The following is a 21,305-nucleotide window of genomic DNA, read 5'->3' as shown; positions in this document are numbered from 1 at the left end:
ATGGGGGGATTCCTATGCTGGCTATAGATGTGGCCGAACTGCGCAAACAGTTCAAAGTGCAAAAAAACCGAGAAGGCCTGAGCGGCGCCCTGAAAGATTTGTTCAAGCGCGAGCACACCGTCGTCACGGCGGTTAAAGATATCAGCTTCCAAATTCCGCAAGGGGAGATTTGCGGCTATATCGGGGAGAACGGCGCCGGCAAGTCGACGACGATTAAAATGCTGACAGGCATTCTCGTCCCGACGTCCGGCAAACTCCAGGTGAACGGCTACGTGCCTTATAAGGACCGGGAGGAGTTCGTCCGGGGAATCGGCGTCGTGTTCGGCCAAAGGAGTCAATTATGGTGGGATATCGGCGTGATCGAATCGTTCCGGCTGCTGCGCAAGGTGTACCGCGTGTCGGAAACGGATTTTCGCCGCCGTCTGGACGAGCTTGTCGAGACGCTGCAGCTGCAGGATCTGCTGAACCGGCCTGTGCGTAAGCTGAGTCTCGGCCAGCGGATGAGATGCGAACTGGTGGCGGCGCTGCTGCATCAACCTTCGATTCTGTTCCTGGATGAGCCGACGATCGGTCTGGACATTGTGGTCAAAACGGAAATCCGTGAATTTCTCAAGAGGCTGAATCGCGAACACGGCACCACAATACTTCTTACAACGCACGATCTTCAAGATATCGAGGCGCTTTGTTCCCGTGTCATTATGCTGGACGACGGGCGCATCATTTACGACGGCGGACTGGACGAGCTCAAACAGCGCTGGGGTAAAGGCCGCGAGGTACAGTTTCAATTTACCGACCCCATTCGCCTGATGGAGGTGCAGAAGTTGACGGGAGGGCTGGCCGTCCGCTGGACCCGGGAAAACGAATTTACCGCCAAAGTATGGATCCCGCGGGAGCTGAACGTCTCCGAAGTATTATCCCGTGTCGTTGGAGCGCCGGAAATGGACATCAGCGACATCAAAATTTTCGAGACGAACACCGACGAAATCGTGCGGGAGATTTACCAGTCCGGAAGCGCGGAAGTGAATGCGGCAGCCCTTCAAGAAGAGAAGCGTGCGGAAGAGCCGGTTCCGGCGGGAGGCGTGCGGTCTTGATCAGCGCTTACCTCGAACTTATCCGCATGCGGTTTTTAATGATGCTCGCCTACCGGGTGAATTATTACAGCGGTATTGTTATTTATGCGTTGACAATAGGCGCCTATTACTTCATGTGGAAAGCCATTTACGGAGATGCTCAAACACTAGCGGGCTTCTCCGTAGACCAAATGCCGACCTATATCGCCATCTCATGGATGGCTCGCGCTTTTTATTTCAATAACCTGGACAGGGAAATCTCTAACGAAATCCGTGACGGCAGCGTGGCGGTCCAAATGACGCGGCCGTACAACTACTTGCTGGTGAAAATGATGCAGGGCTTCGGAGAAGGCTTGTTCCGCCTTACATTGTTCATGGTGCCGGGTATGATTGTGGTATGGTTCATTTTCCCGATTCATCTGGCCGATCCGATGCGCTGGCTAATCTTCTTCGTCATGATCTGGTTCAGTTTCCTGCTCAACTCGCAGCTGAACATTTTAACCGGACTCTTCTCCTTTTTCGTAGAAAACAACGAAGGTCTCATGAGAATGAAACGGGTCGTGGTCGATCTGTTGTCCGGCGTTGTGGTGCCAATCGCCTTCTTCCCCGGGTGGGCGAAGCCTGTGCTTGACTGGCTGCCGTTCCCCGCGATCACCTATTTGCCGAGCTCCGTATTCACCGGCAAACTGTCCGGCTCGGAGGCTTGGCAAGCGCTGTTGGTTCAATTTCTCTGGTTCGCCGTGCTGATCGTACCCATTGTGTTCATGTGGCGGGCGTCGCGGCGCCGTTTGTTCGTGCAGGGAGGTTGAGCGAAGATGACCAAGTGGGCTTTCAACATGGCGTTGTTCCGCGAATACATCGGCAATTATATGAAAACGAAGCTGACGTACCGCGCCGACTTTTGGGTGGAAGTTGTGGCGGATCTCATGTTTTCGGCCACGAATCTCATTTTTATCTTCATCGTGTTCCAGCACACGCCGGCTCTGGGTAACTGGAGTGAGGCGGAAGTTGTTTTCGTTTACGGGTATTTTATGATCCCTTACGGTATCTTCGGGACATTCGTTAACCTGTGGAATTTCAGTGAGCGGTATATTGTCAAAGGGGAGATGGACCGCATATTGACCCGGCCGGCTCATTCGCTGGTGCAAATCATGCTCGAAAACGTGGACCCGCCGTCGCTGATCGGCTCGTTCGTCGGTCTTGCCATTATGGGCTCTGCGTGGACGACTCTCGGACTGCCGTTCCACTGGTATGATCCGCTCGTACTGTTCGTGATGACGATCGGCTCGGTGCTCATCTATTTTGGGATGTATACCTCACTGGCTTCGATATCCTTTTATTCGGATGCGCCGACGGGCATCGTGCCGCTCATGTTCAACATTCAGAACTACGGGCGGTATCCGATTCAAATTTACAACAAGGGCATCCGCTTTCTGCTCACCTGGGTGCTTCCGTTTGCGTTCGTGGGCGTGTATCCGGCGTCGTTTTTCCTCGGACGGCACGGGGATTTGGGCATGTCGCTGCTGACGCCTGTTGTCGGGATTGTCGTGGGGGCGTTCGGACTGTGGGTTTGGAACCGGGGAGTCCATCGCTACAGAGGCGCCGGCTCTTAACATGGGAAAGATAATAGCAGTGATTAGCGCTCGTGTTGTTGTTTGACGGAATGGAAGGGAGATTTTGTTTTTGAAAGCATTGGAACTTGGCAAAACCGTACCCGACATCAAACTGCCCGCCTCCAACGGAGAAACGGTGAAGCTCAGCGATTTCCGGGGGCGAAAGGTTGTTTTGTTTTTTTATCCCCAGGACCAGACGCCGACCTGCACGCAGGAAGCTTGCGATTTCCGCGACGCGCATGGCTCGTTCGAATCCGCGGATACCGTGCTCATCGGCATCAGCCCCGATCCGGTGAAATCACATTTGAAATTCATCGAGAAGCAGGGGCTGCCGTTCTTGCTTCTGGCCGATACGGAGCTGAAGGCCGCCAACGCTTTCGGCGTGTGGCAGGAAAAACAGCTCTATGGCAGAAAATACATGGGCATCGTGCGCTCCACCTTCCTGATCGATCGAAAAGGGAAACTGGTGAGCGAGTGGCGCAACATACGGGTTAAAGGGCACATTGACAAAGTGCTGGAGGCGGCTCGCGGGTTGAAGTAGCTGATTGCTTGGGAGGCTGTCTGCCGGCGGTTTGGCATGATCGCCTTTGCGCGTCTTTCCATGCTATCCCGTTGACTCAGAACCTTGGTCGGGTGAAGTCCGCGACCCGGGCTATCCCGTTGACTCAGAACCTTGGTCGGGTGAAGTCCGCGATCAGGACTATCCCGTCGAGTCAGAACCTTGGTTCAACCCGTTATCCCCTTGACTCAGAATCCGGAATTCCGTCTCACTAGCTAATCTGAGCGAAGGGGATAACATGGGTATGGAGCAAATCCATAGGGGGCTAATCGAACGAACCATTCTGAGCGAATGGGATAGCCCGGAAAGGTCAATTTTATGTACACCGCCCAAGTTGACGCTGCGAAGGGCGAAGACTATAATAGCTTCAATTGATTTGGGCAACACGGAAGGGGCTCGGCAAAACCTGTGAACAAGCAAGCACACGAAATGATCGCCGTTCTGGACTTCGGCGGGCAATACAACCAATTGATCGCCCGGCGGATCCGGGATCTCGGCGTATACAGCGAACTGCTCCCGCACAATACTTCAGCGGACAAGCTCCGCGAATTGAAGCCGAAAGGCATTGTTTTCTCGGGCGGTCCGGCGAGCGTGTATGCGGAAGGAGCTCCGTCGGTGGATCCCGGTGTTTATGATCTCGGGGTGCCGATCCTCGGAATCTGCTACGGGATGCAGCTGATCACTCATCAGCGGGGAGGCAAGGTGGAGCCCGCGCATAAACGCGAGTACGGCAAATCGGACGTCGATTTCGTCGGCGCTTGCGATTTGGTGCACGGCCTCGAGACGCGTCAGACGGTATGGATGAGCCACGGAGACCTCGTAACGGAGCTGCCGGCCGGTTTTCGCGTCGACGCGCAGACCGAGCATGCGCCGGTGGCGGCAATGAGCGACCCGGAACGTAAATTTTACGCCGTTCAATTCCACCCCGAAGTGCGTCACTCCGTTTACGGCAACGATATGATCCGTAACTTTTTGTACAAAGTGTGCGATTGCCGCGGCGACTGGAGCATGGAGTCGTTCATCGACGATACGGTGCGGGAAATCCGTGAGAAGGTCGGCGGCCAAAAGGTGCTCTGCGCATTGTCCGGCGGTGTCGACTCGTCCGTTGTGGCGGCTCTCATTCATAAGGCGATCGGGGATCAGCTCACGTGTATGTTCATCGATCACGGGCTGCTTCGCAAAGGCGAAGCGGAGAGCGTCATGGAGACGTTCGCCGGCAAGTTTGACATGAATGTCGTCAAAATCGACGCCAGCCAGCGTTTTCTTGGAAAGCTCGAGGGCGTCTCGGATCCGGAACAAAAACGCAAAATCATCGGCACGGAGTTCATCCGGGTGTTCGAGGAAGAGTCGGCGCAGTTCGACGACTTCGCTTTCCTGGCGCAAGGCACGTTGTATACTGATATTGTAGAAAGCGGCACGGCGACCGCCCAGACGATCAAATCTCACCATAACGTCGGCGGACTGCCGGAAGACATGAAGTTCCAGCTGATTGAGCCGCTGAAGGCGCTTTTCAAGGACGAAGTGCGCAAAGTCGGCGAAGAGTGCGGTCTGCCAGCGGAGATCGTATGGCGGCAGCCGTTCCCCGGCCCCGGCTTGGCCATTCGTGTTCTCGGTGAAGTCACCGCCGAGAAACTCGAAATCGTCCGCGAATCCGACGCCATTCTCCGCGAGGAAATCGCCAAAGCCGGGCTGGATCGCGAGATTTGGCAATATTTCACGGCGCTTCCGAATATGAAAAGCGTCGGCGTCATGGGCGACAGCCGCACATATTCTTACACGGTCGGCCTGCGCGCCGTAACTTCGATCGACGGGATGACCGCCGACTGGGCCCGCATTCCGTACGATGTTCTCGAGCGCATCTCGAACCGGATCGTGAACGAGGTTCAGAACGTGAACCGGATCGTCTATGACATCACGTCTAAGCCTCCGGCCACGATTGAATGGGAATAACGCATACAAACAATAGCAACCCATGCAGCCGCCGGGCCTATCCGGCGGCTTTTCTCATTCCCTCTATAAAACTATTTCCCGGCGCGTCGTTCTCATTGACGAATACACACACGCACTTTAAGATAGGGAAAAGCGTGTAAACGCTTAAGAGGCTGGTTTCAGCCTGTTGCGCTTTTATGCTTTTAAGGATAAAAGCGTCACAGCGGCTGAACGGTCGGAGACTGTTTACATGAGGGGAGCGTATTTAAATTGAGAAAGTTGACGTTGTTGGCACTCATCTTTACGGTAGTTGTTATGATTGCGGCTTGCGGCAAGAAGCCCGAAAACGAAACTTCCGGAGCCAGTGCTTCGGCCGCACCAAGCGCGAGCCAGAGCGAAAGTGCAAGTGCCAGTCCGAGCGCAAGCACAGAAGAAAAATCGTACAAAATCTCGATTTCTCAAATTGTCGAGCATCCGTCGCTTGATGCGGCGCGTGAAGGTTTTTTGGCGGCATTGAAGGATGCCGGCATTGAAGAGGGTAAAAACTTGACCGTCGATTTCAATTCGGCGCAAGGTGAACAATCGAACAACCTGTCCATCGCGCAAAAAATCGCCGGCAGCAAGAGCGATCTGGTTCTCGCTATTTCGACTCCTTCGGCACTCGGGGTTGCGCAGCAGGTGAAGGATATCCCGATCGTGTTCTCCGCCGTCACCGATCCGCTTGGCGCCAAACTGGTGTCTAGCCTGGAAGCTCCCGGCGGCAACGTGACCGGCGCATCGGATACGAATCCGGAAGCGACGACCAAACTGGTAGAATTCATCGCCGCCAACTTCCCGAACATCAAGTCGGTCGGCCTGGTCATTAACGAGGGCGAGCCGAATGCCGTCGTGATGGCCAAGAAGGCGGAAGAAGAGTTTGGGAAGAAAGGCATCAAGCTGGTAAAGGCCGCAATCACCAAGTCTTCCGAAGTGAAACAAGCGGCTGAGTCTCTCGCGAAAAAGACGGATGCGTTCTACACGACGTTGGATAACATGGTCATCAGCGGCGTGGATTCGATTCTCAAAGTGGCCAAGGAGAAAAAGAAGCCGATCTTCTCCAGCGACCGCGACACCGTGGAGAAAGGCGCTTTCGCTACCGTCGGTTTCAAATATTACGACCACGGCTACCAAACTGGACTAATGGCCGTCGAAATTTTGAAAAACGGCAAAAAGCCGGGCGAAATGCCGGTTCTGATGCAAGAGAAGCTCGACCTCATTTTGAATGTCAAAGCAGCGGCGGATTATGGAATTGAAGTAACGGACGCCATGAAGAACGCCGTACAGGATCAAGCGCAAAACTTGATCCAGTAATTGGAGGCTAGCATGTTGGCAATATTGGAATCGTTGCCTAAAGCGATAGAGTTCGGGTTGTTGTTCGCCTTTCTGTCGCTGGGTGTCTATATCACATTTCGCATCCTTGATTTCCCGGATTTGACGGTGGACGGGAGCTTTACGACCGGCGGGGCCATTGCGGCGGTCATGATCACCCACGGCTATTCTCCGTGGCTCTCTACCGTCGCGGCATTCGGCGGTGGTTGTGCCGCCGGGGCCGTTACGGGGCTGCTTCATACGAAAGGCCGCATCAACGGTCTGCTTTCCGGGATTCTGATGATGATCGCGCTCTATTCGATCAATCTGCGGATCATGGGCGTACCCAATGTGTCCTTGCTAGGCGAACCCACAATTTTCAGCTCCGGCGTATCGCCCATGTTGATCTCGGCAGTCGGCGCCGTTGTCGTAAAGCTCTTGATCGATTTGTTTTTCCGGACCGATCTGGGGCTGTCGCTTCGGGCGACAGGCGACAACGCGCGGATGATCCGCAGCTTCGGCGTGAACACGGATAACAGCAAAATGCTCGGCATCAGCTTGTCCAACGGTCTAGTCGCCATCTCAGGAGCTCTCTTCGCGCAGTATGGCGGCTTTGCGGATAATTCGCAAGGCATCGGCATGATCGTCATCGGCCTGGCATCCGTCATTATCGGGGAAGCGATCTTCGGGACGCGAACGATTTTTTGGGCCACACTCGCTGCCGTTTTCGGCGCCGTCTTTTATTGGATCGTGTATACCGTGGCGCTCGAGTCGGAATGGCTGAGATTGGAGGCGTCCGATATGAAAATGATCACGGCACTCATCGTTATTGTGGCGCTCGTTATACCGACGGCACAGCGGGCGTTGAAACAGCGAAGCGTGGCTCGCAGACGGTCTGCGGAACTGGCTGGCATGGCTGCCGATACCGAACATGGAGGTGGCCGGTAATGCTGGAGCTGCGTCATGTATCGAAGCTGTTTTTTGCCGGCACCGCCGACGAGAAAATCGCGCTCGCCAAAATCAACCTGTCTCTGAAGCCGGGCGATTTCGTCACCGTCATCGGGAGCAACGGCGCCGGCAAGTCGACGCTCATGAACGTCATTTCCGGCGTGCTGACTCCGGATGCCGGCGAAGTCCTGATCGACGGCGCCGCCGTTCATCTTCTGCCCGAATATCGGAGAAGCCGGTGGATCGGTCGGGTGTTTCAAGATCCGATGGCCGGCACCGCCCCGCATATGACGATCGAAGAAAACCTCGCCATGGCCTACAAGAGAGGCAAGCCGCGGGGGCTGCAGCTCGGGGTGACGAGAGCCAAGCGCGCCTTTTTCCAGGAACAGCTGGCCCGCCTGAACCTTGGCTTGCACACGAGGCTCCGCGCCAAGGTCGGCCAGTTGTCGGGCGGAGAACGGCAGGCGCTCAGCCTGCTCATGGCGACTTTCACGGAGCCGCAAATTTTGCTGCTCGACGAGCATACGGCCGCGCTGGATCCGTCGAGGGCGGAGCTGGTGACGCGGCTGACGGAGAGCATCGTCCGTGAAATGAAGCTCACTACGCTGATGGTCACGCATAACATGGAACAGGCCATCCGCCTGGGCAACCGGCTGATCATGATGGATAAAGGCCGGATCATTCTCGATATCGATGAATCGCGCAAAAAAGATTTGACCGTCGAACAGCTGCTCCGCGAATTCGAGAGAATCAGCGGCCACAAAATGGCCGATGACCGGGTCGTTTTCGGATAATCGCCTATCAACACAAGAAAGACGCCTCATTGGCGTCTTTTTGCTTATGCCGAACTTATTAATGTCGCCAAATTCCGAACATTTATTCGACATTTTTACAAAACATTCGCCAAATTGCTTGTTGACAGGACCGGGCAACAAGTCCTAGAATGGGAAAGTACAAAACAACCGAATAGGATCTTTTCGTATAATCCCGGGAATAGGCCCAGGAGTCTCTACGAGGTCACCGCAAATGATCTGTCTACGAAAAGTGAAAGCGTCATGCCGCCGAAAGAATCGCGCGATTTTTCGGATGCATGAGATTTCACGGATTGCGGAACCTAGAAGAGATCATTCTTCTAGGTTTTTCTGTTTTTCATCCGTTTCTTTTCCGCTTGATCGATCCTATCTAACCCAAGGAGGACTTGTCGAAACCATGGAACGTTTCTTTAAGTTAAAGGAACTGGGCTCGAACGTACGTACGGAACTTTTGGCAGGCTTGACCACATTCATGACGATGGCTTACATTTTGGCGGTCAATCCGAACGTGCTGAGCGCATTCGGTTCGGGAGCCACCGGCGGAGAATGGTATCCGGTGTTTCTCGCGACGGCGCTGGCAGCCGGCATTTTCACGATCGCGATGGGGATTTTCGTGAATTTCCCGGGCGCGCTCGCTCCGGGCATGGGATTGAACGCCTATTTCGCATCCGTCATTCTGGCTTCTTCCGCGACGGGTAAGCCGATTACGTTTGAAATGGCGCTGACCGCGGTATTCATTTCGGGTATTATTTTCATCCTCCTTACGGTAACCAAGATTCGTCAAATGCTGCTTACGGCGGTTCCCGACAGCATGAAGCATGCGATCACGGTGGGGATCGGTCTTTTCATCACGATCATCGGTCTGAAAAACAGCGGACTGCTTACGGTCGGCGTTGAAGCGGCAAGTGATATTCCACAAGGCAAATTTACCGATGTCGCGTTTTTCGAAACGGTATTCCATATGGGCTCCTTGGAAAATCCAGGCGTGCAGCTGGTGCTGATCGGACTCGTGCTCATTTCGTTGTTGATGGTTCTTAAAGTGAGAGGCGCCATTTTGTTCGGCATTCTCGGCACGACGTTAATCGGCATTTTGCTCGGTCCGGACTACGTGAACACAACGATTGATACGAGCAAAACACCTTGGGTTCCCGATTTCTCCCAGCTTTCGTTCATGAACTTTGACTGGGCAGGCGTCATGCATACCGGCCTCATCTCGATCGTCGCCACGTTTACTTTCGTTGAGCTGTTCGATACGTTCGGCACCCTTGTGGGGACGGCTAACCGTGCCGGAATGATGAAAAACAAAGAAGAAGGCGAGAAACGCATCGGCAAAGCGATGATGGTCGACGCCGTCGCCGTTACCGGCGGTGCGATGCTCGGCACAAGCACGACGACCGTTTTCGTTGAAAGTGCTGCCGGTGTTGCGGCGGGCGGCCGTTCCGGGTTGACCTCGGTTTCTACCGGTGTATTGTTCCTCGCAGCTCTTTTCCTCGCGCCGATCGTGAACCTGATTCCGGGCTCCGCCACGGCAGCAGCATTGATCGTAGTCGGCTTGCTTATGATGCAGTCGGTGAAGGAAATCGACTTCCAAGATTTCACGATCGCGATTCCATCGTTCTTTACGATTGTCTTGATGCCTTTCACCTACAACATTGCCAACGGCATTTCGTTCGGTATTGTGTCGTATGTGGTGCTGGCGCTGGCAGCGAACTTGTTCGGCAAAGGCAAATACAAAATCCACTGGCTCATGTGGGTGCTGGCGATTCTCGTTATTGCCCGTTACGCGTTCATCGGCTCGCAAGGCTGATTCTAGGCGCTGAGCAACTTCCATTCGAAGCCCCGTGTCACTTCCGTCCAAGGGAGTGGTGCGGGGTCTTTTCATTGGTCGGCAAAACCCGAACATTTTTATATTTTTTATCATTAATATTCGGGTTTTTGGTTTGACATCAGGGGTCCGTTGGAGTAGACTTAAAGGCGTTAGACAGCGCCTTTGCTGTCGACGCACGCGTATAAACTCGGGAATCGGCCCGAACGTCTCTACCCGGAAACCGTAATTTCCGGACTACGCGGCGACTTGTTCCAAGCATGCTCAGATACTCGCCGTTTCTTGCCGTTGGGGGCGGATACGGACGGGCTGTCTATTTTGCCGCTTGGCGGGTTTTGCCAGTAATGGAGAACTGCACGGCCGATGGGGTAAGCTTACTATATACCCGTCGGCCTTTTTTAATGGAAAAATGAATGGACGGGATCGGTTGCGGGGAGGATGCGACATGGCGGCGCTGGTCGGTGTGATTATGGGGAGCAAGTCCGATTGGGACACAATGCGGCACACATGCGGAGTGTTGGACGAGTTGAACATTCCTTATGAGAAAAAAGTCATTTCGGCTCATCGCACGCCGGACTTGATGTTCGAATATGCGGAAACGGCCGTTGCCCGCGGGCTGAAGGTCATCGTGGCGGGAGCCGGAGGCGCGGCACATTTGCCGGGAATGGTGGCGGCCAAAACCGTATTGCCCGTCATCGGAGTCCCCGTTCAGTCGAAAGCGTTGAACGGACTCGACTCGCTGCTCTCCATCGTGCAGATGCCCGCGGGTATCCCGGTCGCCACCGTCGCGATCGGACAAGCGGGCGCAGCGAACGCCGGACTGCTGGCGGCGCAGCTGATCGGCGCCTACGACGAACGGGTGCGCGCCGCCGTTGCCGCCCGGCGGGAGCGTATCACGAAGGAAGTGCTGGAGAGCGGTGAGCTGACATGACGCTCTCTCGGACAATTCCGCCGGGCGCCACGATCGGCATCCTCGGCGGCGGGCAGCTGGGCCGGATGATGGCGCATGCCGGCAATCGGCTCGGATACAAGTTCGTGACGTTGGATCCGACGCCGGAATCGCCTTGCGGGCAGACGGCCCAGCAAATCGTCGCCGGTTATGGCGACCGGGACGCGGCCCGTGAGCTTGCAAGCCGGTCCGACGTCATCACGTACGAATTCGAGAACGTCGATGCGGAAGTGGCGGCGATGCTGGAAGCCGAATCTTATGTGCCGCAAGGCAGCAGGCTTTTGTATACGACGCAGCACCGGCTTCGGGAGAAACGGGCCGTGGAAGCCGCGGGAGCGCGAGTCGCTCCATACGCGGAGATCACAAGCGAGACGGACCTTCGCGAAGCCGCGGCCCAGCTTGGGCTGCCGGCGATACTGAAGACGGTAACCGGCGGCTACGACGGCAAGGGACAGTGGGTGCTTCGGGAGGAAGCCGACATCGGCCCGGCCTGGGAGCAGGCTTCGGCAGCTGGAACCGGGCTGGTGCTGGAGAAGTTTATCCGGTTCGAAAAAGAAATATCGGTTATCGCGGCAAGGCGGCCGTCCGGTGAAATCGCCGTATTTCCGCCTGCTGAGAATATACACGTTCATAATATTTTGCACTTATCGATCGCTCCTGCTCGAATCTCCGATGAGGTGAAGGAGGAGGCTGAAAAATTGGCGGTTTCCATTGCGGAGACGCTCGGAGTCGTCGGGTTAATTGCGGTAGAGATGTTCGTGGCGCAGGACGGAACGCTTTACGTCAACGAGCTGGCGCCGAGGCCGCACAATTCGGGCCATTATACAATGGAAGCTTGCCGGACTTCGCAATTCGAGCAGCATGTGCGCGCTATCTGTGATTTGCCGCTTGGCGATACGTCGCTCATGACGCCTGTGGTGATGGTGAATGTGCTCGGTGAGCATATAGAGCCGCTCATGCGCTGCATAGTTTCAGGGGATGAACCAGCGCGCAAGCTCGGAGTTGAACCGAAGGTTCACCTGTACGGCAAATCAGAAGTGAAGACCGGACGCAAAATGGGCCATATCAACGTGCTGGCGCCCGACACCGAAACGGCGCTGGCGTGGATCGCCCAAAGCGAAATTTGGAGGGTTTGACAGTTATGATCGAACGATACAGCCGCCCCGAGATGCGTACCATCTGGACGGAGCGAAACAAGTTTCAAGCCTGGCTGGAAGTCGAGCTGTGCGCCTGCGAAGCCTGGGCGGAGCTGGGCCATATTCCGAAGGAAGACGTCGCGGAGCTGCGCAATAACGCCAAGTTCGACATCGACCGGATTTACGAGATCGAACAAGAGACCCGTCACGATGTGATCGCGTTTACGCGCGCCGTCTCCGAGAGTCTCGGACCTGAGCGCAAATGGGTGCATTACGGATTAACCTCGACGGATGTCGTGGACACCGCGCTCGGATATTTGCTGCTGCAGGCCAATGAGATTTTGAAGAAGGACCTTCGAAACTTCATTGCCATTTTGCGGGAGCAAGCGATTCAATACAAAGACACGCAAATGATGGGCCGCACCCACGGCGTGCATGCCGAGCCGACGACTTTCGGTCTGAAGCTGGCGCTGTGGCACGAGGAAATGAAGCGGAATTTGGAGCGGTTCGAGCGTGCGGCGGACGGCGTGCAATTCGGCAAAATGTCCGGTGCGGTCGGAACCTATGCGAATATAGACCCGTTCGTGGAGCAATTCGTGTGCCGCAAACTCGGACTTACGGCTGCTCCGATCTCCACACAGACGCTGCAACGCGACCGGCACGCGGAATATATGGCGACACTGGCGCTGATCGCCACCTCGATCGACAAGTTCGCGACCGAAATTCGCGGCCTGCAGAAAAGCGAGTTCCGCGAAGTCGAGGAGCCGTTCGCCAAAGGGCAAAAAGGCTCCTCCGCCATGCCGCACAAGCGCAACCCCATTGGCTGCGAGAACATGAGCGGCCTTGCGCGCGTCATCCGCGGGCACATGATCTCGGCATATGAAAACGTCACGCTGTGGCACGAACGGGATATTTCTCACTCCTCGGTGGAGCGCATTATTTTGCCGGACGCCACGATGCTCCTGAACTATATGCTGAACCGTTTCGGCAACATTGTGAAAAACTTGACGGTGTTCCCGGAAAACATGAAGCGCAATATGCGCAGCACGTACAACGTACCTTTTTCCGGCCGTGTCATGACGAAGCTGATCGACAAAGGCTTCAGCCGCGAACAAGCCTATGACACCGTGCAGCCCCGCGCCATGCAGGCTTGGGAAGAACAGAGGGATTTCCGTCAAATCGTGGAGGCGACAGACGAGATTACGCGCGTGCTGAGCGCCGAAGAAATCGCCGACTGCTTTGATCCTTCTTGGCATTTGAAGCATGTCGACACCATTTTTGAAAGGCTTGGCCTGAAATAACAGGAGCAAGGAGGCTGCCAGATGGCGACGCAAACGGGAGCTTTGTCCACCGCGGAAGGAATGGTTCGTGCTCCGCTGCTCCACAAAGGCAAGGTGCGGGAGTTATACGACCTTGGCGAACATCTGCTGATTGTCGTGACCGACCGCATCTCGGCGTTCGATCATGTGCTGGATCCGCCGGTGCCGGACAAAGGACGGGTGCTGAACGGGCTTAGCGCGTTCTGGTTTCAGCACAGTGCGGAACTGCAGCCGAACCACGTTGTGCATACCGACGTGAACCGGCTGGGGGATCTGGTGAAGGAGCCGGAAAAACTGACGGGCCGCATCATGGTCACACGCAAAGCCAAACGGATCGACATCGAGTGCGTGGTACGTGGTTATATCACGGGCGGCGGGTGGCGGCAGTATCGGGCGACGGGTACGGTCAACGGCATCTCTCTTCCGTCGGGGCTGCGCAAAAATGAACAACTGGCACAGCCGATCTTCACCCCCGCCGGCAAAAACGACGTCGGACACGACGAAGACATTCCCTTCGAGGAGATGGCGCGCCGCATCGGACCCGGCTTGGCGGAGGAGCTGCGCGAGCGAAGCTTGCGGCTCTATGAATTTGGCCGCCGCAGCTGTGCAGAGAAGGGCATCATTCTGGCGGATTGCAAATTCGAGTTCGGACTTATCGGAGAAAACATCATTTTAATAGATGAACTGTTTACGCCGGATTCCTCCCGTTTTTGGGCGGAAGAAAAATACGGCCTCGACATGGAGATCGACAGTATGGACAAGGAGCCGGTGCGCCGTTTTCTCGCGGAATCCGACTGGGACCAAAACAGCCCTCCTCCTCGTCTGCCCGATTCCGTCGTCGCCGACACGTCTTCTCGCTACCGGGAAATCTACCGTCTTCTGACGGAGAAGTAGTTTTTGAGCAAACCCAGGTATCCCGTTGACTCAGAATGGCGGATTGGTGTCCTGATTTTTGAACAAACCCAAGGTATCCCGTCGACTCAGAATGACAGAATGGTGTCCCGATTTTCAGCAAACCCATGTTATCCCATTGACTCAGAATTCGCGTGTGGCGGTTCTTCCTGGTTGAGTGTGAGAAACGCAAACGGGAAAAAGCAGCATTGAGGGATAGGCGGCTAAGTGTACTCGCCGGAGTGTACATTCTGAGTCGAAGGGATAGCATGGAAAGTCTAGTTTAGCGGTGAATGCTTCTTCTGAGTCGAGGGGATAGCATGGAAAGTCTAGTTAGCGGTGGATGCTACTTCTGAATCGAGGGGATAGCCTGGAAAGTCTAGCTGGCGGTGAAATGCTTCTTCTGAGTCGAGGGGATAGCATGGAAAGTGCAGTCACCCGAGAATACACCTTCTGAGCCGAAGGGATAGGCAGTTGCGAGCCGGAAGAGCCGATACGAGGAGGACAAGCGATGAAAGCCAAGGTATATGTGACGATCAAGGAAAATGTGTTGGACCCGCAGGGGAACGCGGTGCAGGGAGCGCTGCACTCGCTCGGCTTCGGCGAAGTTGCCAAGGTGCGTATTGGCAAGTTCATGGAAGTCGAGTTGGACACGGCTGACCGAGGGCAAGCGGAGCGGCAGCTGAAGGAGATGTGCGAGAAATTGCTGGCGAACACCGTCGTCGAAGATTACCGATTCGAACTGGAGGGCTGATTCGCCATGAATTTCGCGGTGCTTGTATTCCCGGGCTCCAATTGCGACATCGATATGTTCAAAGCGGTGGAAGATACGGTGGGCGAGCCGGTCGAGTATGTCTGGCATACGGCAACCGATCTTTCATCTTATGACGTCATTCTCGTACCCGGCGGGTTTTCGTACGGAGACTATCTGCGTTGCGGCGCCATTGCGCGTTTTGCGCCTGTGATGGCGGAGCTCAAGAAAGCGGCCGAGGCCGGGAAGTTCGTGTTGGGCGTTTGCAACGGATTTCAGATACTCACGGAAGCGGGCTTGCTTCCCGGAGCACTTATTCGCAACAACAGCTTGAAATTCCGCTGTCATCCGGTGGATCTCAAGGTGGAGAACAACATAACCCCGTTTACCAACGCATACGCGCCGGGAGAGACGATTCGCATTCCGATCGCACATGGGGAAGGCAACTATGTTTGCGATGCAGAGACGCTTGCGCGTTTAAAAACGAACAATCAGGTCGTTTTCCGATACCAGGGCGATAACCCGAACGGTTCCGTCGACAACATCGCGGGTGTGTGCAACGAACGCGGCAACGTCGTCGGTATGATGCCGCATCCGGAGCGCGCGGTCAGCGAGCTGCTCGGTTCGAGCGACGGCGCACGCATGTTCACCTCAGTACTCAACGTTTTTTTATCGCGGGTCGAACCCAGCGCCGTTAACGGCGCTCGAGCCCACTAAGGAGGGAATCCAATGGCGCAGCAATTGGCCGCTAAAGAACCGACTGTTGAACAAATCGCGGATCAGAAAATTTACAAGCAATTCGGCGTGTCCGACAGCGAATATGCGCTCATTTGCGATTTTCTCGGCCGCAAGCCGAACTACACCGAGATTGGCGTGTTCAGCGTCATGTGGTCGGAGCACTGCGCCTACAAAAACTCCAAGCCGCTGCTGCGCAGGTTTCCGACTACCGGCCCGCGCGTCCTGATGGGACCCGGCGAAGGAGCGGGAATCGTCGACATCGGCGACAACCAGGCCGTCGTGTTCAAAATCGAATCGCACAACCATCCGTCCGCGGTAGAGCCGTATCAAGGTGCCGCAACCGGAGTTGGCGGGATCATCCGCGATATTTTCTCGATGGGAGCACGCCCGGTGGCTTTGCTGAATTCGCTGCGGTTCGGAAAACTTGACAGCGAGCGCGTGCGCTATTTGTTCTCTCATGTCGTGAGCGGCATCGCCGGATACGGCAACTGCATCGGCATTCCCACGGTGGCGGGAGAGGTCATGTTCGATGAAGCTTACGAGGGCAATCCGCTCGTGAACGCCATGTGCGTAGGCCTCATCGACCACGACAAAATCCAGCGCGGCGTCGCCAAAGGTGTCGGCAACCCGGTATTTTATGTGGGTCCGGCAACGGGCCGCGACGGGATTCACGGGGCGACCTTCGCATCCGAGGACCTCACCGCGGAATCCGAAGCGAAGCGTTCGGCTGTGCAAGTCGGCGATCCGTTCATGGAGAAGCTCGTCATGGAAGCTACGCTGGAGTTGATCGATTCCGGCATCGTGCTCGGCATCCAGGACATGGGCGCGGCGGGCCTGACGTGCTCCAGCGCCGAAATGGCAAGCAAAGCCGGCAACGGCATGGAGTTGTACCTCGACGAGGTGCCGCAGCGCGAAGAAGGCATGACTGCTTACGAAATGATGCTTTCCGAATCGCAGGAACGCATGCTGTTCGTCACCGAGCCGCAGCACGAGGCGCAGGCGAAAGCCATTTTCGAGCGCTGGGGTCTGCATTGCGCCAAGGTCGGCAAAGTGACCGACGATGGACGTCTTCGGTTGTTCCATAAAGGGGAGCAGGTCGCGGACATGCCGGTGAAGGCGCTCGTGGACGACTGCCCGGTATATCAAAAGCCTTCCAAAGTGCCGGACTATTACTTGAAAAACGGCTCCATCGAAACGAATTCCTATGAACAAGTGCTGGATTTGACGGATGCTTTGAAAAAAGTGCTCGGTTCCCCCTCGCTTGCGAGCAAGGAGTGGGTGTACAGCCAGTACGACTACCAAGTCCGTACTTCGACGGCGGTTGTGCCGGGTTCGGACGCGGCGGTCGTGACGATTCGCGGCACGCGCAAAGCGCTGGCGATGACGACGGACTGCAACGCCCGTTATGTATATTTGGATCCGGAAGTCGGCGGGCGGATCGCCGTGGCGGAAGCGGCGCGCAATATCGTGTGCTCCGGCGGCGAACCTCTGGCCATTACGGACAACCTCAATTTCGGCAGCCCGGAGAAGCCTGAAGTCTTTTGGCAAATGGAGAAAGCGGTTGACGGCATGGCGGAAGCTTGCCGGCAGCTCGAGACGCCGGTTATCGGCGGCAACGTTTCGCTCTATAACGAGAGTGCCCAAGGTGCGATCTATCCGACGCCGGTCGTCGGCATGGTCGGTCTCGTGCACGATCTGGATCATATTACGACCCAAGCTTTCCAAGAGGAAGGCGACGTCATTTTCCTGCTTGGCGATACGAAAGCGGAAATCGGCGGAAGCGAATTTCAATATGCGCTATTCGGTGTGACGGAAGGACGGCCGCCGGAGCTCGATCTGGCAACCGAACGCCGAGTTCAGCAGGCGGTGCTGGGCGCGATCCAGCGCGGGCTCATCGCTTCGGCGCATGACTTATCCGAAGGCGGCCTGGCGGCGGCGCTCGCGGAAGCTTGTTTTGAGCGGGGGCTAGGCGCGCAAGTGGAGTGGACGCCGAACCTTCGTCCGGATCTTGCGCTGTTCAGCGAGTCGCAATCGCGGATTTTGCTGTCCGTGAAACCGGAGCATGCTGACGAGCTCGCCCTTCTCTTGTCGGAACAAGGCGTGCCGGTTCAGCGGTTAGGCAAGGTCGGCGGAGACCGGCTCACGATCGAAGTGGCAGCTCATACCGTGATTGATGCCTCCGTTGCGGAACTGCGCGAAGTATGGCAAACCGCGATTCCATCCCGAATGGACTGACCGCAAGACCAACCAGCAAGAACAGATCGGAGGGACAACCATGCGGCGCCTATGGACCGGGGATTACTATAACGAAGGCAACGGGAAAGACGATATTTTCGATAAGCTGAAGGAAGAGTGCGGAGTATTCGGGGTGTTCGGTCATCCCGACGCCGCCACCCTGTCCTACTACGGCCTGCATGCGCTGCAGCACCGGGGCGAGGAAAGCGCCGGGATCTGCACCTCCGATAACGGCGTTTTTCATTATCACCGCGGCATGGGTCTCGTGAAAGAAGTGTTTGACCGCGATCATATGGAGTCGATGCCGGGCGACCGATCGATCGGCCATGTGCGTTATTCGACGGCCGGCGAAAGCAAGCTGGCGAATGCGCAGCCCCTCGTATTCAAGTATCGCGGCGGCGATCTCGCGGTGGCGACGAACGGCAATATCGTGAACGCACCGCAGATCCGGCGGGACCTGGAGTCGAAAGGCTCCATTTTTCAAACGACGAGCGACACCGAAGTGATCGCCCACTTGATCGCCCGCTCTCCCAAAGAGTTGGTCGAAGCGGTCAAAGACGCGTTCGCGCAGCTGGTCGGCGGGTTCGCATTTCTCATTATGACGAACGATCGCCTGCTTGCCGCTTCCGACCCGCACGGGCTTCGGCCTCTCGTGTTGGGCCGGCTGGGCGAAGGCTACATTCTCGCTTCCGAAACGTGCGCTTTCGAAACGATCGGCGCCTCTTATTTGCGCGATGTGCAGCCCGGAGAAATTCTGGTGCTGGACAAAGACGGCCTGCACGAGGAGCGTTACGCGCCGCTTGAGCGTCGCGCCGTCTGCGCCATGGAATACATTTATTTCGCGCGTCCCGACAGCGACATTAACGGCATCAACCTGCACGCCTCCCGCAAAAGAATGGGGCAGCAGCTCGCCGTCGAAGCGTTCGTCGACGCGGACATCGTGACGGGCGTGCCGGATTCGAGCATTTCGGCGGCCATCGGTTATGCGGAGCAGACCGGTATCTCTTATGAACTCGGACTTATCAAAAATAAATATACCGGCCGCACGTTCATCCAACCATCCCAGGAGCTTCGTGAAAAAGGCGTGAAAATGAAGCTTTCGGCCGTCCGCAAAGTAGTGGAGGGCAAACGTGTGGTCATGATCGACGATTCGATCGTGCGGGGCACGACGAGCCGGCGCATCGTCAATTTACTGCGGGAAGCGGGCGCGCTGGAGGTGCATGTGCGGATTACCTCTCCGCCATTCGCCAACCCTTGCTTTTACGGCATCGACACGCCCGACCGTCGCGATCTCATTGCGTCCAGCAAAACGATCGAGGAAATCCGCGAGGCGATCAACGCCGATTCGCTTTATTTTCTGAGCAAGCCGGGCTTGATCGAATCAATCGGCGGCCACGAAGACGCGCTGAACCGCGGTTTATGTCTTGGCTGCTTCGACAACGATTATCCGACGCAGGTTGATTTCGAAGATGCCAAAATCGGCTGCGGCTGCGACTGACTTAAACACCGCCTATAAGGAGTGAACGGAGTGTCCGAAGCATACAAGCAAGCCGGCGTAGACATCGCCGCGGGCAACGAAGCCGTGGAACGGATGAAGAAGCATGTGCAAAAAACGTTCCGTCCCGAAGTGTTAACCGGGCTCGGCGGGTTCGGCGGGCTTTTCGGGCTCGACAAAAATAAGTATGAACAGCCCGTGCTCGTGTCCGGAACCGACGGTGTCGGCACGAAGCTGAAGCTGGCGTTTGCCATGGACAAGCACGACACGATCGGCATCGACGCCGTCGCCATGTGTGTGAACGATGTGGTGGTAACGGGATCGGAGCCGCTGTTTTTCCTCGACTATTTGGCTTGCGGCAAGCTGGTTCCCGGAAAAATCGAGGCCATCGTCAAAGGTGTCGCGGACGGCTGTGAACAAGCGGGCTGCGCGCTCATCGGCGGCGAGACGGCGGAGATGCCGGGCATGTACCAGGACGGCGAGTACGATATCGCCGGCTTTACGGTCGGCATCGTGGACAAGCCGAAAATCATCGACGGTACGGCGATCGTGCCGGGCGATGCGGTGATCGGCCTCGCTTCGAGCGGCGTACACTCCAACGGTTTTTCCCTCGTCCGGCGTCTCCTGCTCGACCAGAAGGGCTATTTGCTTTCGGACAAACTGCCGGAGCTCGAAGGCCGGACACTCGGCGAGACGCTGCTAGAGCCGACGCGGATTTATGTGAAACCGGTGCTGAAGCTGCTGGAATCGGTGGAAGTCAAAGGCATGGCGCACATTACCGGCGGCGGTTTTATCGAAAACATCCCGCGCATGCTCCCGGATCACGTGAATGTGGATATCAAGCGGGGAGCATGGCCTGTGCTCCCGATCTTCAACCTCATGCAGCGTGAGGGGAATATTACGGACCGCGATATGTACACGACCTTCAACATGGGGATCGGCATGGTGCTCATCGTTCCGGCCGACCAAGCGGAGAAGGCGGTCGAGAACGCAAGGTCGCTCGGCGAGCAGGCGTACGTACTCGGCACTGTGAAAGCCGGCAGCCGGATCGTGACGTTCGAGGGTGCAGAGCTCCCATGACGCTGAAGATTGCCGTTTTCGCGTCGGGCAGCGGGAGCAATTTTCAGGCGCTTGCGGACGCCATACAAGCGGGCGGGATTCCCGCTTCCATCGAGCTGCTGGTGTGCGATAAACCGTCCGCCCGGGTGGTGGAACGGGCAGCATCACTCGGCATTGATACGTATCTATTTCAACCGAAACAATATCCGAATCGCGAGGCCTATGAGCAAGAAATATTGAGCGAGTTACGGGCACGCGGCATCGAGCTGATCGTACTGGCCGGTTACATGCGGCTCATCACCCGCGTACTGGTGGAGCCGTATTACGGCCGAATGATCAATATCCATCCCGCGCTACTCCCGGCTTTCCCGGGCGTCAACTCGGTGAAGCAGGCGCTGGATTACGGCGTCCGCGTTACCGGAGTGACGGTGCATTTTGTGGACGGCGGCACCGACACGGGTCCGATCATCGCGCAGCAGGCGGTCGAGGTGCTGCCCGGCGATACGGAAGAGACGCTGTCCGCCCGCGTTCATCAAGCAGAGCACCGTTTGCTGCCGCAGACTGTCCGGTGGATCGCGGAAGGGCGGGTCCGGCTGGAAGACCGTCTTGTAACAGTGGACAGAGAGTAA

At 56.4% G+C, this 21,305-nt stretch carries 19 protein-coding genes and 2 riboswitches; all 19 genes read left to right on the top strand.

Annotated elements, in window-relative coordinates; all coding sequences use genetic code 11:
- Nucleotides 1-14 precede the first annotated feature (14 nt).
- The 19 genes from E5161_RS10320 (at nt 15) to purN (ending at nt 21,305) form a co-directional block, all read left to right on the top strand.
- Entirely contained in the window at nt 15-1,091 is a 1,077-nt protein-coding gene (locus tag E5161_RS10320; RefSeq protein WP_136777695.1) for an ABC transporter ATP-binding protein, read from the top strand.
- Nucleotides 1,088-1,879, top strand: coding sequence for an ABC transporter permease (locus E5161_RS10315; protein WP_136777693.1), 792 nt, complete (start codon nt 1,088-1,090; stop codon nt 1,877-1,879). Before E5161_RS10320 ends, E5161_RS10315 begins: the two co-directional genes overlap by 4 nt.
- 6 nt (nt 1,880-1,885) lie before the next feature.
- The gene (locus E5161_RS10310) at nt 1,886-2,683 is read left to right on the top strand and encodes an ABC transporter permease (protein ID WP_136777691.1); all 798 of its coding nucleotides are present in this window, start codon (nt 1,886-1,888) and stop codon (nt 2,681-2,683) included.
- A gap of 70 nt (nt 2,684-2,753) precedes the next feature.
- On the top strand, nt 2,754-3,224 hold the full coding sequence (gene bcp, locus E5161_RS10305) for a thioredoxin-dependent thiol peroxidase (RefSeq protein ID WP_136777689.1): 471 nt from the start codon (nt 2,754-2,756) through the stop codon (nt 3,222-3,224).
- Between the two features lie 447 nt (nt 3,225-3,671).
- Nucleotides 3,672-5,192: a glutamine-hydrolyzing GMP synthase gene (gene guaA / locus E5161_RS10300; protein ID WP_211246728.1), complete on the top strand. Its 1,521-nt coding sequence runs from the start codon at nt 3,672-3,674 to the stop codon at nt 5,190-5,192.
- A 249-nt stretch (nt 5,193-5,441) separates the two neighbouring features.
- Nucleotides 5,442-6,521 (top strand): ABC transporter substrate-binding protein, encoded by a 1,080-nt coding sequence (locus E5161_RS10295; RefSeq protein ID WP_246042178.1) that lies wholly within the window; start codon nt 5,442-5,444, stop codon nt 6,519-6,521.
- A gap of 12 nt (nt 6,522-6,533) precedes the next feature.
- Nucleotides 6,534-7,466 carry an ABC transporter permease gene (locus E5161_RS10290; protein ID WP_136777686.1) on the top strand — a complete coding sequence of 311 codons (933 nt, stop codon included), beginning with the start codon at nt 6,534-6,536 and terminating at the stop codon, nt 7,464-7,466.
- Entirely contained in the window at nt 7,466-8,260 is a 795-nt protein-coding gene (locus tag E5161_RS10285) for an ABC transporter ATP-binding protein (protein ID WP_136777684.1), read from the top strand. The genes E5161_RS10290 and E5161_RS10285 overlap by 1 nt, the downstream gene beginning before the upstream one ends.
- A gap of 163 nt (nt 8,261-8,423) precedes the next feature.
- Nucleotides 8,424-8,524: riboswitch (purine riboswitch) on the top strand.
- 151 nt (nt 8,525-8,675) lie between these two features.
- On the top strand, nt 8,676-10,085 hold the full coding sequence (locus E5161_RS10280) for an NCS2 family permease (RefSeq protein WP_136777682.1): 1,410 nt from the start codon (nt 8,676-8,678) through the stop codon (nt 10,083-10,085).
- A 178-nt stretch (nt 10,086-10,263) separates the two neighbouring features.
- A riboswitch (purine riboswitch) is annotated at nt 10,264-10,363 on the top strand.
- Between the two features lie 185 nt (nt 10,364-10,548).
- Complete coding sequence (gene purE / locus E5161_RS10275) at nt 10,549-11,034, top strand: 5-(carboxyamino)imidazole ribonucleotide mutase (protein ID WP_136777680.1); 486 nt, start codon at nt 10,549-10,551, stop codon at nt 11,032-11,034.
- Nucleotides 11,031-12,188: a 5-(carboxyamino)imidazole ribonucleotide synthase gene (gene purK, locus E5161_RS10270; protein WP_136777678.1), complete on the top strand. Its 1,158-nt coding sequence runs from the start codon at nt 11,031-11,033 to the stop codon at nt 12,186-12,188. Before purE ends, purK begins: the two co-directional genes overlap by 4 nt.
- Before the next feature lie 5 nt (nt 12,189-12,193).
- A complete protein-coding gene (gene purB / locus E5161_RS10265) occupies nt 12,194-13,489 on the top strand; it encodes an adenylosuccinate lyase (RefSeq protein ID WP_136777676.1) in 1,296 nt (431 codons plus the stop codon).
- 21 nt (nt 13,490-13,510) lie between these two features.
- Nucleotides 13,511-14,401 carry a phosphoribosylaminoimidazolesuccinocarboxamide synthase gene (locus E5161_RS10260; RefSeq protein WP_136777674.1) on the top strand — a complete coding sequence of 297 codons (891 nt, stop codon included), beginning with the start codon at nt 13,511-13,513 and terminating at the stop codon, nt 14,399-14,401.
- Nucleotides 14,402-14,909: 508 nt separating this feature from the next.
- On the top strand, nt 14,910-15,152 hold the full coding sequence (gene purS / locus E5161_RS10255; RefSeq protein ID WP_136777672.1) for a phosphoribosylformylglycinamidine synthase subunit PurS: 243 nt from the start codon (nt 14,910-14,912) through the stop codon (nt 15,150-15,152).
- Between the two features lie 6 nt (nt 15,153-15,158).
- Nucleotides 15,159-15,866 carry a phosphoribosylformylglycinamidine synthase subunit PurQ gene (purQ, locus tag E5161_RS10250; RefSeq protein ID WP_136777671.1) on the top strand — a complete coding sequence of 236 codons (708 nt, stop codon included), beginning with the start codon at nt 15,159-15,161 and terminating at the stop codon, nt 15,864-15,866.
- Nucleotides 15,867-15,878: 12 nt separating this feature from the next.
- Nucleotides 15,879-18,122: a phosphoribosylformylglycinamidine synthase subunit PurL gene (purL, locus tag E5161_RS10245; protein ID WP_136777670.1), complete on the top strand. Its 2,244-nt coding sequence runs from the start codon at nt 15,879-15,881 to the stop codon at nt 18,120-18,122.
- Between the two features lie 40 nt (nt 18,123-18,162).
- Nucleotides 18,163-19,620 (top strand): amidophosphoribosyltransferase, encoded by a 1,458-nt coding sequence (purF, locus tag E5161_RS10240; RefSeq protein ID WP_136777668.1) that lies wholly within the window; start codon nt 18,163-18,165, stop codon nt 19,618-19,620.
- A 30-nt stretch (nt 19,621-19,650) separates the two neighbouring features.
- Nucleotides 19,651-20,697 (top strand): phosphoribosylformylglycinamidine cyclo-ligase, encoded by a 1,047-nt coding sequence (gene purM / locus E5161_RS10235; protein WP_136777666.1) that lies wholly within the window; start codon nt 19,651-19,653, stop codon nt 20,695-20,697.
- Nucleotides 20,694-21,305: a phosphoribosylglycinamide formyltransferase gene (purN, locus tag E5161_RS10230; protein WP_136777665.1), complete on the top strand. Its 612-nt coding sequence runs from the start codon at nt 20,694-20,696 to the stop codon at nt 21,303-21,305. Before purM ends, purN begins: the two co-directional genes overlap by 4 nt.

This window comes from Cohnella pontilimi (assembly GCF_005049045.1).
GTDB classification, from domain to species: Bacteria; Bacillota; Bacilli; order Paenibacillales; family Paenibacillaceae; genus Cohnella; species Cohnella pontilimi.
Note: the sequence above shows the minus strand (reverse complement) of the source record. Positions and strands in the feature narration are given on the sequence as shown.

What these genes read in the sequence shown, in the direction of transcription:
- purQ (WP_136777671.1), top strand. Translation starts at nt 15,159, where the DNA reads ATGAATTTCGCGGTGCTTGTATTCCCGGGCTCCAATTGCGACATCGAT.
- E5161_RS10320 (WP_136777695.1), top strand. Translation starts at nt 15, where the DNA reads ATGCTGGCTATAGATGTGGCCGAACTGCGCAAACAGTTCAAAGTGCAA.
- purN (WP_136777665.1), top strand. Translation starts at nt 20,694, where the DNA reads ATGACGCTGAAGATTGCCGTTTTCGCGTCGGGCAGCGGGAGCAATTTT.
- E5161_RS10260 (WP_136777674.1), top strand. Translation starts at nt 13,511, where the DNA reads ATGGCGACGCAAACGGGAGCTTTGTCCACCGCGGAAGGAATGGTTCGT.
- purB (WP_136777676.1), top strand. Translation starts at nt 12,194, where the DNA reads ATGATCGAACGATACAGCCGCCCCGAGATGCGTACCATCTGGACGGAG.
- E5161_RS10280 (WP_136777682.1), top strand. Translation starts at nt 8,676, where the DNA reads ATGGAACGTTTCTTTAAGTTAAAGGAACTGGGCTCGAACGTACGTACG.
- purF (WP_136777668.1), top strand. Translation starts at nt 18,163, where the DNA reads ATGCGGCGCCTATGGACCGGGGATTACTATAACGAAGGCAACGGGAAA.
- guaA (WP_211246728.1), top strand. Translation starts at nt 3,672, where the DNA reads ATGATCGCCGTTCTGGACTTCGGCGGGCAATACAACCAATTGATCGCC.
- purL (WP_136777670.1), top strand. Translation starts at nt 15,879, where the DNA reads ATGGCGCAGCAATTGGCCGCTAAAGAACCGACTGTTGAACAAATCGCG.
- E5161_RS10290 (WP_136777686.1), top strand. Translation starts at nt 6,534, where the DNA reads ATGTTGGCAATATTGGAATCGTTGCCTAAAGCGATAGAGTTCGGGTTG.
- purS (WP_136777672.1), top strand. Translation starts at nt 14,910, where the DNA reads ATGAAAGCCAAGGTATATGTGACGATCAAGGAAAATGTGTTGGACCCG.
- E5161_RS10285 (WP_136777684.1), top strand. Translation starts at nt 7,466, where the DNA reads ATGCTGGAGCTGCGTCATGTATCGAAGCTGTTTTTTGCCGGCACCGCC.
- E5161_RS10310 (WP_136777691.1), top strand. Translation starts at nt 1,886, where the DNA reads ATGACCAAGTGGGCTTTCAACATGGCGTTGTTCCGCGAATACATCGGC.
- purK (WP_136777678.1), top strand. Translation starts at nt 11,031, where the DNA reads ATGACGCTCTCTCGGACAATTCCGCCGGGCGCCACGATCGGCATCCTC.
- purE (WP_136777680.1), top strand. Translation starts at nt 10,549, where the DNA reads ATGGCGGCGCTGGTCGGTGTGATTATGGGGAGCAAGTCCGATTGGGAC.